The sequence below is a fragment of the Alteromonas profundi genome, from assembly GCF_010500865.1.
In the GTDB taxonomy this organism is placed as follows: domain Bacteria; phylum Pseudomonadota; class Gammaproteobacteria; order Enterobacterales; family Alteromonadaceae; genus Alteromonas; species Alteromonas profundi.
On the sequence record NZ_JAAAWN010000040.1, the window covers coordinates 1 to 14464 of the forward strand.

The following is a 14464-nucleotide window of genomic DNA, read 5'->3' on the forward strand; positions in this document are numbered from 1 at the left end:
ATTATCTTCAATTGGGTATATTTCACCAGCTCAATATGAAACAGACTACTATGATAATTTAAACGAGTCAGGTAAAGTGGCCTGACTTAAACAAACTGGTCTCCGATGAACTCGGGGCGATTCATTCACTGGCTCCTTGTTTTAAATGAAAGAAACTTTGCTCGTTTATGGGACTGATTTGAAACTTAGAACAACTTCTAATATTAAAACTCAAAATGAAAGTTAACTAATTCATAAAGTTGCGCTTGTAAACTATAAAAATGGAAGCACAGCAATACCAATTGCAAGCCATACATACGCGATTATCGAAAGCGTCAGCAATACCCAATCGCCAAGGCTTTTACTGCCTGAGGTCGATTTCTCTTTTTTGGAGTAATGCCAAAAGATGAATGCGCCGGTTAATGTAAGAAAGGCCACATTCAAGAAAAAAGCGTAATCAATGTTGAAGAACTCCCGATCGGTCATCGACTGAAACCCGGAGGCATCTGGTAAGTGCCCCAAGAGATCGAGTCCGTAGTGCATGACGAGCGAGACTCCTACAAGGGCACATAGAAATACAATCAGTATATAGATAGCCATTTTCCAGCCATAGTACTGCGCCTGAATCCGCAACACTGGAAATACCACCAAATCACTAAAAATAAACGCCATTACTCCGGCGAAACTGACCCCCTGCCCGAATAACACCGCCGCTAGCGGAATGTTGCCCATTGAACCAATAAACGTAAAAAAAGCCGCGACTGGGCCTACGATTGTCTGTGCGAGAATTTGTAAAAAGGAATTCGACTCCTGTCCGGCCCCTATGAAGAGAGATTGAAAAAATTCAGTGGGAACGAATACCGCGATGATACCGGCAACCGTAAATCCAATGGTTACATCTTTCCATACCATCTTCCATTCCATTGTGTAACGGCTGGCAACTTGGTGCCATCCTGCTTTACTCATTATTTTATCTTTCCAGCCTTTTTCCTTACTATTTGCCTGGCTGTCGCCTCCCTCTGCTTTTTTCGCGTGTGATTGCGCTTTTTCCTCAAGCTCTTTTTTACACGTCAGTTTGACCAAAAGCCACACGGCCAGGATAAGCAGAATACCACCGACATATTCTCCTACAACGAACTGCCACCCAAGAAAAATAGAAATGATTATGCCTAATTCCACCACCAGGTTGGTGGACGCCAACATGAAAGCAAGCGAAGGAACTAAGCCTGCACCTTTTACAAATAGGGCACGCGTCGTCGATAACGCAGCGAAGGAACATGAACTGGAAATAAAACCAAAGAAAGTGCCCAATGCCACACTTTTAGGGCCGGCTTTTCCCATGGACTTTTGCATGCGCTCTTTGGTCACAAAAACTTGGATCATTGAGCTTATTAGGTAACCAAGCGCGAAAGCCCAAAAAGCCATCCAAAACAGACCCAAGGTAGTGTGAGCCGCCTCTTGCCATTGCGTTAAAAACTCACTCATTGTTCTCTCCTTTAAGACAATGTTAATCAATCGCCGATTCAATTAATGGCTTTATGGATTGCTGCGTATTTGTATCTCAACCATCGGTGCATGGAACATTACATTCTGTGCTGTATCATGATGCCTGAGCCTGAAGCACTTGGTTGATACGTGACGAAACAAGTCAGTGCTAAGAGAATGAATTATTTAAGGTGATGCGGGTATTACTTCTCATCAATACTGATGTCTCTTGCTTTAGTGTAAGCTTCCCAACCTTCTTTTGCTGCATAAGGTACAATGAGCAATGCCGCCACAGGATCAGCCCACCACCAACCAAACCAATTTACCAATAGCAAACCGGCAAGGACAACGATCGTTTGGTATAAGCAGATAAAGGTATCTTTAGCATCGGCGAGTAACGCCGGGCTATCCAGCTTGCGGCCATATTTTCTTTTGAAATGAATAAAAATCGGGTTGATAAGCAAGGAAGTAACTAAAATGATTAACCCCATAGTGCTCCAGCTTGACGTTTGCTGACTAAGAAGTTTTGTAACGGAATCATAAGATATAAATATGCAGACCAAAGTAAATGATACGGCAATCACGTAGAGAGTGATTTTCTTCCGTCTATTTACTTGTTTTATATCAATTCCCTTAAGTTCGCCGTGTAGACGCCAGCCTAGCGTGGTAGCGCTTAACACCTCTATTGTACTGTCCAATGCCCACCCTATGAGCGCTGAACTATTAGCAATTATTCCTGCGATTAAAGCTACTATGACTTCAATTGCATCATAGATGACATTTAATATTTGAAGCGTTCTGGCCTTTTTTAAATCACTTTTTCTTGTTGGTTCCATGTTTTAACTTTTATATATTCCATCCAATAAAATCTTCATATTTTTTCGCACTCGTTCTATACTTGTTTCTTTAGAAGTCAAGTAAGCTAATTACGCCATTTCCAAAACTTGCCTGAGTACAGATAAGCACTGCGTACATGGGGTCCATTGTGACCAGGTTTTATAAAAGGGGCCTACCACATTTTCCAGACAACATTTACTAAAAAGGAAAAGAAATGACATTTGCTTGCGGGCTTGCAGACAAATGTTTAATTCTATTCATCACGCGCTTTATCTGAACGTAAGTATTTCCACAACGCAGCCACTGCCCCGATTAGGACCATCACTACCAGTAGCCAGATCAAACCCATACCTATCATCATTTCAACCCCCATCGTCTCTCCCATACAATTCATCATGATTTATGTACTCCCTAATTGAACCACCCGCATTTATGTAAACCGGCAAAGCCATAATGACGTCAAATTGAACCATCATAGGCCTTAGAGTGCAGTACCCTTAGACTAGAGGTAGGCGGGCACTCTTGGCTCCAATTTTTCCATAGGTTTTTGCGTTCGCTTTTTGTTGACAAAGACTTGGCTCATTGAGCTTATTAGGTAGCCAAGCACGAAAACCTAAAAAGCCATATAAACAGTGCCAAGGTAGTATGAGCAGTCTCTTGCCATTGCGTTAAAAACTCACTCATTGTTCCCACGTTTTTGGCGATGTTAATCCATCCCTGATTCAATTAATGGCTTTATGGATTGTTGCGTATTTGTACTTTAACTATTGGTGCGGGGATCATTTGGCAAGGCCTGACTTTCCTAGACACTTTCTATGTCCTTAAAATACTGCCTGTCATATTCTGTTGGTGACGTGCTTCCGTTGGCAGGATGAGGTGTTCCGGAAGACTATTACATTTGATGATTTTTACTATTACAACCTGATAAGTAAGCGGAAGAGATTTCTTGACATTGTTCGTAGGAATGAGGCCTGACTTTGCAAAGAATTTGCAAAGCTTCTCAATGTAAACATATACCCATGATTTCAATAAAGTAATGTATGCGCATTTATTTAAAAATCCGTTGCTAGAAATAGCGTGCCGGTTCAAGTCCGGCCTCTGGTACCATTCTCTTTAAATAGAGAGCAAACCGACCTTGAGTCGGTTTTTTTGTGCCTGCAAGAAATTGAATCGGCACGCCTAAAGCGCGCCGTCCGAGAAGTCTGTAAACAAGACAGGCATATTTACGAGTCCGAGTCAGTCTAAACAAGACAGGCATATTTATATTCTAGGTTATGCATGTTATGCCTGTCTTATTAGTTCTTTTTTGTGCCTGTGATTTGAGCCCGGACAGAGAAAACGCGTTTAGATGTCACCGACAATGTAAAACTGACCCACTATCGACAATTTAAAATTGACCCACCTGAGGCACAATGCCCTGAATCTAAACAACGTAAACTGAGACAAACATAATTAGACATTTCGCTTTTGAGTCGCCATTTTCAGCTTTTTTACCACGGCTTAGCGGAGGTATCTATTATCATTCTGTTGAGATTTATAATACTTAGGGGCGATACAATATGACTTAATAGGACTTACGGTTCTATATCTAATCACTTATATGAAAGTTAGTCTTATCTAGTTTATCTCTGTTCTTTATGAGAATTTAATTGACGTTTTTGGACTTATTTGTATAAGATGCACGCTTGTCATACATACGAAAATTATAGTAATAGATCTACGTATGACAGTTAACTATCAAGATAGTTCTTATCAAAATGGTTAAAAATTTTTGAAGACAATCGAAAAATATAAATAACAACTAACGATACAGGGAAAATTTATGGTCAATCGTAACAGTAATATTTTCAAGCGCACGTTAGCGGCGATAGCTGTGACAGCAGCTTTTGGCGCTATTTCGCCAGCTATGGCGCAAAGCACAACTGGGGCAGTATCAGGTCAGGTTATAGGTTCATCGAAGCAAGGTGTTGACGCGGCGAGCGTAACTATTCGAAATGTAGAAACTGGTTATACGCGAACTGTCGAAGTTGATGCTGAAGGGAACTATCGTTTTCCTGCTTTACCTATAGGACGCTATTCAATTACAGCTGATGCACCTGGGTATGCTCAAAATCAATCCGAAGAGTTCCGAATTAATGCCGGTGGGACAAGAAAAATAACTGTAGGGTTAGCTACTGATGTTGAAAGAATTGAGGTTTCTGGCTCCTCAATTTCAATGATTGATATGACCTCTTCAGGTACATCACTTAACATTGGAGAGGTTGAACTAGACCGTCTTCCAGTTCCTCGTAACGCAACATCAGTTGCATTACTTGCTCCTAGCACAACGGCTGGTGATAGCCGCTTTGGAAACCTAGCATCATTTGGAGGCTCGTCAGTTGCTGAAAATGCTGTTTACATCAATGGTCTAAACGTAACTAACTTCAGAACAGGTACTGGATTCTCAGACGTTCCTTTTGAGTTTTACGAGCAATTCGAAGTGAAGACAGGCGGCTACTCAGCTGAGTTCGGTCGTTCAACGGGTGGTGTAATAAATGCCATTACTAAAAGCGGTACTAACGAATTCAAAGTTGGTGCAAACCTTTATTACCAACCTGAAAGCTTACGAGAGCAAAGCCCAGACACTTACCTAGCTGACGGTAATGCATATGTAATCAATCGTTTTGATGAAAGAAGTGAACTGGAAGGAAACATTTACGCTTCCGGTGCAATCATTGAAGATACCTTATTTTTCTACGGAATCTATAACCCACGCGATATTAGCCGCGAAGGTACAACCGGTGAAGGAAGCAGCTTTTTTGACGAAAGCTCTGACGATGCATTCTACGGCGGTAAGATAGACTGGGTTATTAACGAAGATCACAAATTAGAATTACTTGCGTTCTCAGATTCAAATACTGTTACTACCGAAAACTATAAATTTGACCTAGATTCAGGCGAAACGGTTTACCAGTCTACTGGATACGAAGAAAATGGTGGTGATAACTGGTCATTAACATATACCGGTTACCTGTCAGACGACTTAACTGTTACTGCGCTATATGGCAAAAACAAATACGACTTGACTTCGAAAAGTAATGTTCAAAACGAATGTTCTTTCCATTATGACTTGCGTGCAGATGCTCCAATTGGTCGTTTTGCCGGTTGTATCGGTAGCCCAGCTTATCTCGTAGAAGAAGGACAAGATGAGCGTGAAGCAATGCGAATCGACTTTGAATGGTTTATTGGAGACCATTTAGTCCGCTTTGGCTATGATACAGAGACTAACACCTCGGATGCACTTGAAGGTTATTCGGGTCCTGAAGGTAAATTTGTTTATCTACGCGACGGAACACCTGGTGCAGAATTAGATAACGGCTCAACGCTTCCTGAGGGCGTAACTGAGTATGTTGAAGAGCGTATCCGTACGGTAGATGGTAGCTTTGAAACAGAAAACAGCGCTTTCTACATCGAAGACCAATGGAGTGTTACAGATAGACTTACCGCTACAATTGGTTTGAGATATGACTCGTTTGATAACAAGAACGGCGAAGGTGAAACATTTGTTGAAATTGACAATATGTGGGCACCACGTTTAGGTCTATCTTATGATATTGATGGCGAATCTAAAGTATTTGCTAACGTTGGCCGCTACTTCCTTCCTGTTGCGAGTAATACAAACGTTCGTTTGTCAGGTAACGAATATGATGTGACTACTTATTACCCGCTGTTAGGTACTTCTATAGAAGATTTTAATGGTAGTGAATATCTAGATTACGTGAAAGGCGATCAAATCGGGGCAGAGCGTGTAAATGCAGATGGTTCTGTTCCAGATACGCGCAGTATTGTTGACCAAGACTTAGATCCAATGTATCAAGATGAGTTCATTATTGGTTATGAAGCTATCTTTGCTGAAAACTGGAGCTGGGGCATTAGAGGTATCCGTCGTGAGTTAAACGGTGCTATTGATGATATGGAAATATCATCTTATCTAGATGATACTTACGGTTGTCACGCGGCATCGTATATCCTTGGTAACCCAGGTGATATTGCGACTATATTCGCTGATACAGATTGTAGCGGAGATGGCTCACTTGACGAAGCTATTGATGTCGACTTGGCTGAACTTGGCTTCCCAGAGGGTGAGCGTAAATACAACTCCGTAGAAGTTACTTTAGCTCGTGGTTGGGATGGTAAGTGGTCATTCAATGCCTCGTATACTTGGGCACAAAGCTACGGAAACACTGAAGGTTTAGTTAAATCTGATAACGCGCAGGATGACGCTGGTATCACACAGGATTTCGACTTTGCAGAACTGATGGATGGTGCATACGGCTACCTGCCTAACGATCGTCGCCATACATTTAAAGCGTACGGATCTTACTCGCTTACAGAGGATCTAACGCTAGGTGCGAACTTTATCCTATCATCAGGTCGTCCGTTAAATGCATTTGGTATAGGCCACCCGAATGGTGTTCCTTCATATGGTGACACTTTCTATGTTTGTGCAGATAACTGTACTGACGATACTGTGGAAAATGACTATACCAAATTCAATCGTGGTAGCTATGGTCGTACGGATTGGACGCCTCGTCTTGATCTGAACGTTACATACAACTTGAGCCTTTACGAAACTGAGGTTGTACTAAGAGCAGACGTGTTCAACGTTCTTAATGCTTCATCTGTTCAAAGACGAAATGAGACTGCTGAACTGAGTTTCCCTGGCGATACAAATCCTCGCTTCATGGCAGCTACGTCGTATCAAACGCCTCGTTATGTTCAGGTTAGTGCAGGTATTGAATTTTAATTCTTTACTTTAGTCACTATATCGACTGAACAACTTACAAACCGCCGTCCAGTTAGGTTAACCTCTGGACGGTTGATTTGTTAAACTCCGAAATCCGATTTCAAATATTGTTATCGGATTTTTTATTTCCTACGAACAAACCCCTCTGCTCCTATGTTTAATCTCCTCTTTGAAAAAACTAAGCACTATGAAGCCGGAAAACCTGACTATTGACTTCTAAACAATGACTTCTAAACAAGACAGTCATATTTATGTTCTAGGATATGCATGTTATGCCTGTCTTATTAGTTCCGTTAGTTCGCTATTTAGAAAAGAGGGCTAGCTATATTCCATAAGGACGGCGTGAAGGAATATGCCTCGTATGTTAACGCTATTAAACAGCAAGTATTAGCATGCGGAACTACACAAAGCAGAACGTAGGGGACGTGTAGTATTTAGCAGCCGTAATATCGCTGAAACAATATTGGCCTACTATGTGAAACTTAAAGTAGTGGGGCGTGAATTTGCTCTCTCATCTGTGCTGGCCAAAATGAGTTTTTATAGTTTTATATGAAGAAACTGAAACGCTATCAATATGAACGATATGCCATTTTTTGCCAACTTGCCTACCCCGATGCCGCAGAGCACTACCATAGAGCACTACAACCTTTTCACCAACGTAAACTCGTCGATAAATATGGGCGGATGGGTGTAAGGATATTGTGGACGGAAAAAAAGAAAGAGGTCATCGTAGTTTTTAGAGGCTCGCTTAGTTTTCGGGATTGGTTAGCGAACCTCGTCTTCCTGCCTGCGAGAATTAATCACTTTGATCAGAAATTTTTCGTACATTGGGGCTTTAGTAGGCTTCTCAATCAACCTATGTATTCCAGTACAAAAACAGTAGATGACGCGCTTCCGTTACGTGAACTTTTAGAGAAAGTTTTAGAACCTCTTCGCCAGCAAGGCAAACGCTTTACATTTACTGGGCATTCCTCAGGAGGGGCTGTGGCTGTGCTCATGGCCGACTACTTTGAACGAAAGCATACTAAAGCAGTTAAACGAGTAGTTACCTTTGGTCAGCCTGCTGTAGGAAGCCGTTCTTGGTATAAAAACTACTGTCTACACCGCAAGACATACCGTATTTGCTGCGATCTCGATATCGTTACTTTTATGCCGCCGTTTCCTTTTTACTTTTGGCATGTTGGAAAAATGCTCTGGTTACACGATGATCAAATTTATGAAAACACGCCGACTCATGAACGCTTTTTAAAATCGCTACATAGTTGGCTTTTGCGTCCTATCACCTACCACTACATGCGAAAGTACATTAGAAATAAATCACTGTTTGATGAGCACTAAGTTACTTGTCGCCTCTCGCGATATGCGCTTCTTGTTTATTGATAAAGCCAAAGCGACGAAGCCCAATACGTACTCTAACAATAATCTATGCCCGCTGCGCCGTGGCACTGGCTATTGTTATATTTCCATTTTTGGCAGCAGACATGATCGCCAAGTCTTAGCTTCGGTACCTGCCATGCCCATTATAGCGTTTTTTTCCTCGCTGAAACCGCTGCAATTGTTTTATAACCTTGTTGGTATATTTTCAACCTCTTTCAGCCATACTACAGCTTCAGCATCGCTAGGCGCTCGCCAATCACCTCGGGGAGAAAGTGAGCCCCCCGAACCCACTTTGGGGCCGTCGGGTAGTGCCGAGCGTTTAAACTGGCTAATCTTAAAGAAACGGTAGCAAAACACTTCTAGCCAATGTTTTATTTGTTCTAAACTGTAGTCGGTACGATTTTCTACAGGCAGCGTACTTGGCCAACTCCCTTTGCTGACATCATGCCATGCATGGTAAGCCAGAAATGCAACTTTGGATGGACGCACCCCATAGCGTGTAATCCAATAAAGATTGAAATCCTGGAGTTCATAAGGGCCAATTTTGTCTTCCGTTTTTTGAGAAGGCTCTTCTGCGTCATCTTTGCCTGGCACCAACTCGGGCGAAATTTCCGTATTAACGATATCCATTAATACGTTGCGGGTATCGGTATCGAACTCTTCTTGTCCTGCTATCCAGCGAATAAGATGCTGAATTAAAGTTTTAGGTACGCTACTGTTTACGTTGTAGTGTGACATGTGATCGCCCACACCATAGGTCATCCATCCCAAACCTATTTCAGATAAATCCCCTGTCCCTAGCACAAGCGCATGGTTTTGCCCTGCTAACCTAAATAAATGGGAAGTGCGCTCGCCAGCTTGTACATTTTCAAAGTTAACATCGAAAACCTCTTCTCCTTTTGCATATGGATGCTCTATGTCCTTAAGCATTTGATCGCACGATGGCTGAATGTCTATTTCTTTTGCGCTAACGTCAAGGCTCTCCATAAGCTTATGGGCGTTACTTTTTGTTTTGCTACTGGTGGCATATGCGGGCATGGTGTAAGCGAGAATATTTGAACGGGGCAAGTTCATTCGGTCCATGGTTTTCGCCGCGACTATTAGTGCGTGAGTAGAATCAAGGCCACCAGATACTCCAATCACTAGTTTAGTAAAGCCCGATGCGCTGAGCCTTTTCTCCAAACCATGAATCTGGATATTGTAGGTTTCATAACAGCGGGTATCCAAATCATCAGTGTTGGATGGAACAAAAGGAAAACGGTTCGCTTCGCGTAAGAGAGGAAGCCCCACTTTTGGTGGATTTAGGGTAAAATCGATACGTCGCACTCTAGCCACTTTATCTCTATGCGCACTTACTGAGTCATGAAAGCTGGTTAAACGCATTCTGTCTTGACTCAATCGCTCTAGGTCTATATCGGCGACCAATAAGTCTGCCTGTGGAGTGAATCGACCCGCTTCCGTAAGCAGGTTATCATTCTCAAAAATTAGGCCGTGTCCATCCCACGCAAGATCGGTGGTAGACTCGCCCGGCCCTGCCGCAGCGTACATATAAGCGGCTACGCATGCCCCCGATTGACGGGCACATAAGTCTTTGCGATATCGCGCTTTATCTACAGTTATATTGCTGGCAGACAGATTGGTTAATAACGTAGCCCCAGCAAGCGCCGCATAGGTACTAGGTGGAATTGGCGTCCACAAGTCTTCACAAATCTCGCTGTGTATTCGCAGGTGTTTTACATCTACTGCGTTGTAGATTAAATCGGCCCCAAAGGGAACACGCTCACCAAGTAACTTAATCTCGCTAAGTACACAGTCTCGACCCGAGGCAAATTGGCGCTTCTCGTAAAACTCTCGATAGTTAGGTAAATAGGTTTTTGGCACTGCACCCAAAACTTTCCCGTTATGGATGGCTATAGCACAGTTATAAAGTGCGCCTTCAATTTGTAAGGGCGCTCCTATCAATAGCAAAGGACGCAACGATTTTGACGCTACCTTTACACTTTCGATAGCCTCTAAACACGCATCTAGTAGCGCATCTTGGTGAAATAAATCGCCACAGGAATAAGCACTTATACCTAGTTCAGGGAAAAGGCAAACTGCGGTATGTTGTTTGTCGGCGCGCTTCGCTAATTCAATTATTTGTTCAGCATTATAAACGGGATCGGCCACTTTAACTTCAGGGATGCATACTGCAACTCTTGCAAACCCGTGGGTATAAATATTATTAAACGAATGATTTGTGCTCACAAGTATTCTTCCAAATTAATATTGCTAGAAAGCGGTGTTTCGGCTTTACAGGTTTCGGCCATTTGCGACAGCGCTATACGCTTGGTGTTTTGGTTAGCGCAAACCACTAAGTCTGGAGGAACAATAACGTTAAACTGCCGCATGTGCGCATCTTGTGCGGTAAATTGAACACACATATCCGCAGTAAGCCCCGATAAAATTAGCGTTTCTGCGCCAAGATGCTGCAATAATGTTTCAAGCGTAGTGCCAAAGAAACCGGAATGCCGCGCTTTTATCACAAAATAATCGTCATCAATAGGCTGTAATATTTTGGCAACGGCTTCCCCTCTTACATTATCTTCTAATACGTGTTTTACAAGTTGTCGAAAGTCCGAACGCCATTTGCCGAAGTTATCGTTCACATAAATAGTAGGGATAGATTTTTGCTGAAGCAATTCTTTAAATTCGGCAATATTGTGTGCTGCTTCTAGGGCAAAAGGCAGCATTTTATCGCCATCTTCAAACTCTAGGTCGTTAATCATATCTATAATAATTAACACCACTTTACTTTTATCCGGAAAATCAGCTGGTTTTTTCATGCGTCCACTCCATAGGACAAGCTTAACTACATAGCAAAATGTTTAGGTTACCTACTTTGGCACTGTTACCTTTTAGCTTAGTATGGTGTAAAGGGAGTGTTCAGATCAGTAAAACGTTACCTGAAAACAGTAAGCGCCGGGTTCCAATCTTTGTTTTAAAGAAGCAGTTAAGAAATATAAGCACGTGATCCTGCGGTGAGGATATTTTTTATAATGACGATGCGCGCGCTTTATGGGTATAGTAAGTAGATACTAAATTAATTTAGTTCGGCCTACGCGCTGGCTTATGTTTTGAACAATCAAAAATTAGACACATTGAAATCGGTGTATAGGGCTATGTTTTCGTGACGCGCGGGCGAAGCTAAAGCATGGTTGAGCGAAAAAGGTGAACCTGTCTATTGTGTATTGCGTAGATTAATTCATTGATTTTGCTGTTATTAGGTTAACTTATCCAAAAGTCCTTTAAGGCTAAAATATGAGTGAGAATGGAACGACCAAGGAGGAGTATAAGGAGCCTATTATACCGCCAACAAAATTAACGCAGCAAACGAGGCTGCTTAAAGCACTCGTTGCACTTGCTATAATCTATACGTTATACCTTGCCAAATCGCTTTTAATACCGCTGTTTTTCTCCGCTTTTATTGCCTTACTTTTAAGTCCATTAGTTACCTTCGCAAGAAAATTCCATTTTCCACGAACAATTTCAGCTGCCGTATTGATGGCTTTGTTGGTAGCTCCATTTTCTTTTTTGGGGTTGGAACTTGCTGAACCTGCCGGACGCTGGATTCAATCTCTTCCTAAAATTGCCGCCGAAATCACTAAAGAGATAGATGAAATAAGTCAGCACTTGGATGTTGAAAAAGCTCCTCCTCAACAAACAGAAGCCAAAAAAGAAAACTCATTTTTCGACTGGTTCAGTAGTGATGATAATGCGAATGCCCCTCCGCCGCCTCAGCAAACCAACAGTACTGTGACGGAGAAAATAAAGCAAAGTGGCATCGATATTGGGCTAATGATGTTCAGCAGTGCTCCGCTTCTATTAGCACAGATATTCGCCTGCTTTATTCTTATCTTCTTTCTACTGGTTTTCGGGCCAGGCTTGTTTAATGTATTTGTAAGAGACTTTCCTATTGTCTCAAATAAAGAGCGTACATTGGTACTTGTAGATCAAATTCAAAGCGAATTATCAAGTTACATCATAACCATAAGCATAATTAACACCTGCTTAGGGCTATCGACAGCCGCTGTGTTTACTTATTTAGGGGTGAAAGATGCGCTGCTGTGGGGGGCATTAGTTGCTTTAATGAATTTCGTGCCCTATTTAGGAGGGCTGGCAAGCTGTTGTATCTTACTTGTGGTAGGTGTTGTCCAATTCGGTCTCGTTAGTAGCGCGCTTTTACCGCCCGGATTATTTTTAATCATTAACATTATTGAATCGCAGTTAATTACACCTGCTGTACTTGGTAGAAGTATGCAATTAAATCCGCTAATAATTATTGTTTGGATATCGATAACAGGTTGGCTATGGGGCGTAGTTGGCGTGCTGCTAGCAGTACCTATTCTGATGTGCTTTAAAATAATCTTGCAGAATTTAGGCGTGCTAAGTCACTGGATTCGATTGATAGAATCGAAGTAGATTTCCTCATCGTGCGCTCTGATAGAAGCACTGGCCTAAATCTTTAGCCTATAAGCAAGGTTCGTTAGTACATAGCGTAAATCATCAGCCCCCTGTACGCACCCGTGTTCATTTATTGTTTGCAGCTGTGTGACACAGCATTTTCCTATCAGAACGATTAGTTCTTCCAATTATCCTAGCGCTGTTGATCTCGTTAAAATTTAACCATGTAGTCAATTATATTATGTGGTTAAAAAAGGATTATCATGTTCCGTCAACAGCTTGCTACAGCATCAACTATTAGCGTTAATAATACCAGCAAAACCCAAGCTGGGAAGGTTGCTTTGGTAGCAGAAGGTGGCGGACAGCGAGGTATTTTCACCGCTGGGGTTTTAGATCTTTGGTTAGAACAAGGCCACGACCCCTTTGATATTTTAATCGGTACATCTGCTGGCTCTCAAAATTTGACGAGTTTTGTGGCACGCCAAAAGGGCTACGCGAAGCGGCTTATCCGTGGCTTAACCAGACACAAACGCTTTTTTCAAATGGGGCGAGGATTGGTTGGCAAACATATCGTCGATTTAGACTGGTATTTTGATAAAACCCAAGAAGCAAACCGCCTTTTAGACCTCGACATGGCTAAAAGAAACGTAAGTAACAGGGAAATACTTTTCACCGCTACAAATGCTCGCAATCGTAAGGCTTACTATTTGAACCCGATGAAAAGTGAGCACAATTGGGTAGACCTTATTAAAGCATCCAGCGCCTTGCCCCTTCTGTATAAGCAAGGTGTAAAGCTTAAGACAAATGTTAATGCGCAGCAGGCAGCTAATACCGATTTTTATTTGGATGGTGGGCTTGCAGCGCCTCTACCTGTTACAGAAGCATACAAGCGTGGCGCCACAAAAATTGTGGTAATTCGAACCGTGGACGAAGGGTTTCAAGCGCAGTCCCCTTGGTTACAGAAAATTAGCGCCGTTATGTGCTCTACGGGCCACTGTCCTAAAACCATAGATTATTTGCTTCAGCACGAACAGGCATATCAAAAAGAGCTCGCTTTTATAGACAATCCACCGGAAGGTGTAGAGATTGTGCAAATTTTTGCATCAAAAAAACTGCAGAGTAAGTTGCTTGGTAGTAGCGATGAGCAGCTTCGACACGATTACAAATTAGGTCGTGAAGCGGGCCAAGTATTTTTATCAAATGAAGCGATCTCTATCCATAAACAAAGACGTTACTTTGACGACGATATCTTAATAGCACCGGTCAAACCTGAACCATCGATAGCTGTGCCAGCCTTTATAAGGAGTACTCACGGGGACACATCAAAAGAAAATAGGTTGTCAGCATAGCAAGACAGGCACATATGGAAATCAAAACATAGAGAGCAAAGCATAGCGAGACAGGCACTTTTAGAAATGAAACAGCATAGCAAGACAGGCACTTTTAGAAATGAAAAGTAGCATGCATAACCTCTTTCAGGAGGTTATTAATGTAGGTAACTTTATCTATGTTGGGGATTGTCAGTAATTGTGAATGTGCGTGTAAGCCTTATTTTCG

General features: G+C 42.2%; 8 protein-coding genes. 4 read left to right on the forward strand and 4 right to left on the reverse strand.

What is annotated here, in order from left to right; translation table 11 throughout:
- Window positions 1-252: 252 nt before the first annotated feature.
- Window positions 253-1464 (reverse strand): permease, encoded by a 1212-nt coding sequence (locus GTH32_RS18215; RefSeq protein ID WP_061095220.1) that lies wholly within the window; start codon window positions 1462-1464, stop codon window positions 253-255.
- Window positions 1465-1667: 203 nt separating this feature from the next.
- Entirely contained in the window at window positions 1668-2300 is a 633-nt protein-coding gene (locus GTH32_RS18220; RefSeq protein ID WP_163088464.1) for a cation diffusion facilitator family transporter, read from the reverse strand.
- A gap of 1823 nt (window positions 2301-4123) precedes the next feature.
- Here GTH32_RS18220 and GTH32_RS18225 point away from each other — a divergent pair.
- Both GTH32_RS18225 and GTH32_RS18230 read left to right on the forward strand, forming a co-directional pair.
- A complete protein-coding gene (locus tag GTH32_RS18225) occupies window positions 4124-7087 on the forward strand; it encodes a TonB-dependent receptor (protein ID WP_163088466.1) in 2964 nt (987 codons plus the stop codon).
- Window positions 7088-7636: 549 nt separating this feature from the next.
- Window positions 7637-8425: a lipase family protein gene (locus GTH32_RS18230; protein ID WP_163088468.1), complete on the forward strand. Its 789-nt coding sequence runs from the start codon at window positions 7637-7639 to the stop codon at window positions 8423-8425.
- A gap of 222 nt (window positions 8426-8647) precedes the next feature.
- Here GTH32_RS18230 and GTH32_RS18235 read toward each other — a convergent pair whose 3' ends face one another.
- Window positions 8648-10711, reverse strand: a complete 2064-nt coding sequence (locus GTH32_RS18235; protein WP_163088470.1) for an NAD(+) synthase — start codon at window positions 10709-10711, stop codon at window positions 8648-8650.
- Window positions 10708-11289 carry a cysteine hydrolase family protein gene (locus GTH32_RS18240; protein ID WP_163088472.1) on the reverse strand — a complete coding sequence of 194 codons (582 nt, stop codon included), beginning with the start codon at window positions 11287-11289 and terminating at the stop codon, window positions 10708-10710. The genes GTH32_RS18235 and GTH32_RS18240 overlap by 4 nt, the downstream gene beginning before the upstream one ends.
- Window positions 11290-11764: 475 nt before the next feature.
- Here GTH32_RS18240 and GTH32_RS18245 point away from each other — a divergent pair, with 475 nt between their 5' ends.
- Together GTH32_RS18245 and GTH32_RS18250 are read left to right on the forward strand one after the other, a co-directional pair.
- Window positions 11765-12925 carry an AI-2E family transporter gene (locus GTH32_RS18245; protein ID WP_163088474.1) on the forward strand — a complete coding sequence of 387 codons (1161 nt, stop codon included), beginning with the start codon at window positions 11765-11767 and terminating at the stop codon, window positions 12923-12925.
- Between the two features lie 245 nt (window positions 12926-13170).
- A complete protein-coding gene (locus GTH32_RS18250; RefSeq protein ID WP_163088476.1) occupies window positions 13171-14256 on the forward strand; it encodes a patatin-like phospholipase family protein in 1086 nt (361 codons plus the stop codon).
- Window positions 14257-14464 lie beyond the last annotated feature (208 nt).

Excerpts from the sequence above, each read along its gene's own strand:
- GTH32_RS18215 (WP_061095220.1), bottom strand. The coding sequence starts at position 1,464 with ATGAGTGAGTTTTTAACGCAATGGCAAGAGGCGGCTCACACTACCTTG.
- GTH32_RS18220 (WP_163088464.1), bottom strand. The coding sequence starts at position 2,300 with ATGGAACCAACAAGAAAAAGTGATTTAAAAAAGGCCAGAACGCTTCAA.
- GTH32_RS18225 (WP_163088466.1), top strand. The coding sequence starts at position 4,124 with ATGGTCAATCGTAACAGTAATATTTTCAAGCGCACGTTAGCGGCGATA.
- GTH32_RS18230 (WP_163088468.1), top strand. The coding sequence starts at position 7,637 with ATGAAGAAACTGAAACGCTATCAATATGAACGATATGCCATTTTTTGC.
- GTH32_RS18240 (WP_163088472.1), bottom strand. The coding sequence starts at position 11,289 with ATGAAAAAACCAGCTGATTTTCCGGATAAAAGTAAAGTGGTGTTAATT.
- GTH32_RS18245 (WP_163088474.1), top strand. The coding sequence starts at position 11,765 with ATGAGTGAGAATGGAACGACCAAGGAGGAGTATAAGGAGCCTATTATA.
- GTH32_RS18250 (WP_163088476.1), top strand. The coding sequence starts at position 13,171 with ATGTTCCGTCAACAGCTTGCTACAGCATCAACTATTAGCGTTAATAAT.